Origin of the sequence: Thiohalocapsa halophila, from assembly GCF_016583825.1 — a bacterium.
Taxonomy (GTDB): Bacteria; Pseudomonadota; Gammaproteobacteria; order Chromatiales; family Chromatiaceae; genus Thiohalocapsa; species Thiohalocapsa halophila.
In genome coordinates this window covers 1-1,227 of record NZ_NRRV01000197.1, presented here as the reverse complement: position 1 = coordinate 1,227, position 1,227 = coordinate 1, and the positions used below count along the sequence as shown (strand labels likewise).

The 1,227-nt window shown below is 69.4% G+C and carries 2 protein-coding genes; both read right to left on the bottom strand.

Translation table 11 applies throughout. From position 1 onward, the window contains the following. The coding region (locus CKO31_RS25940) for a cyclic nucleotide-binding domain-containing protein (RefSeq protein WP_200243762.1) at nucleotides 1–429 on the bottom strand (429 nt) is incomplete at its 3' end. A gap of 59 nt (nucleotides 430–488) precedes the next feature. Beyond that, complete coding sequence (locus CKO31_RS25935; protein WP_200243761.1) at nucleotides 489–1,145, bottom strand: helix-turn-helix domain-containing protein; 657 nt, start codon at nucleotides 1,143–1,145, stop codon at nucleotides 489–491. Between the last annotated feature and the right edge of the window lie 82 nt (nucleotides 1,146–1,227).

Here is a 1,227-nt window from a genome sequence, read left to right as displayed (position 1 = left end):
CTCGTGCAGCGCTGCCCAGACGCATGCATCGGTACCGAGGTGCATACGCTGGTGCAAACGGGTGGCCAGTTGCATCCAGCGTTCGGTCAACGACGCGGAGAGCTCGCGCTGCAGCGGTTCCCGCAGCGGGGCCAGCTCGCCCTGAAGCAATCCACGCAGTTCGTCCGCCCGAACGGTAAGCACCTGGGCGAAGCCGTTGGCGCTGAGGTGCAGCGCCGCGGGCGCTGCCCCCAGGAGCAGGTTGTGCTCCCCGAACCAGTCCCCGGGCAGGAGGAGGTCGATACCGCTGCGCTTCGCGTCCTCGTGCCATGTGAGGGTGAGCTGGCCGTGGAGGACGAAGCCGAAACACCGCTCGAGGGTCTCGCGGCTGAGCTCGTCACCGGCTGTCAGGCCGCGCTGGATGCCGCGGTCGCGCAGAGCGCGCTGCACGGCCGTGAGGCCATCCTGACCAAGGGGTCCCGACGCGGTACGAGCATGCGACATCATCGTCAGCGCAGCCTGTCACCGGGACGCCGGGCGAGTGCGATGACTGTGCGCCCACGCGCACGGTCAAGCTCGATGCGCAGCAGGCCCTCGCGGCGCAGGCGATCCGCCATGCTGCGCGCGCTGCCGGCGCCGAGCCCCGTGCGCGCCATCAGCGCATCCAGATCGCATTCGCCGTCGCAGCTGTCGAGCAGGGCGAGCAGCAGCAGCTTCTCATAGGGCTTGCGCCGGGAAGCCCAGACCCATTGCCGCCATGGCCGTTCATGACCTAGGGCCAAGGCGGCGCACAGCAGATCGAAGGCGACATCCAGCACCGCGGCGATGCGCGGCAGTACCTCGGGATCGCGGGCAACACCGCGCCGTTCCAATCTGGACACTTCAGACTGCGGCAGGCCAACCAGCGCGCCCAACTCCCGCTGGGTGAGTCCCTTGACCTGGCGTGCGCGGCGGATCAGACGGCCTGCCTCGGCCCCGGTGATCGGGGCCGCGCCCTCGCAAGCAGCAGCAGATGGCATGGTCATGCTCGGTTGCGCGCCGCCCGCTCTGTCTGAGGCTGACTCCGCGGGCGTGGGCGTTGCGGTTTCCAAACGCGAGCGAGCAACCCGCGTTTCGCCTCCCCGCGGCCAAGTTGCCGCGGTCGGGTTGCAGAACGGCGCAGTCATCTACCGGAACCGAAGCTGCGCCCCCAAGCCTCTCGGCATGGGTCGATCAGCAGACGCCTGCGGCGCGACGATGCGCAGCACA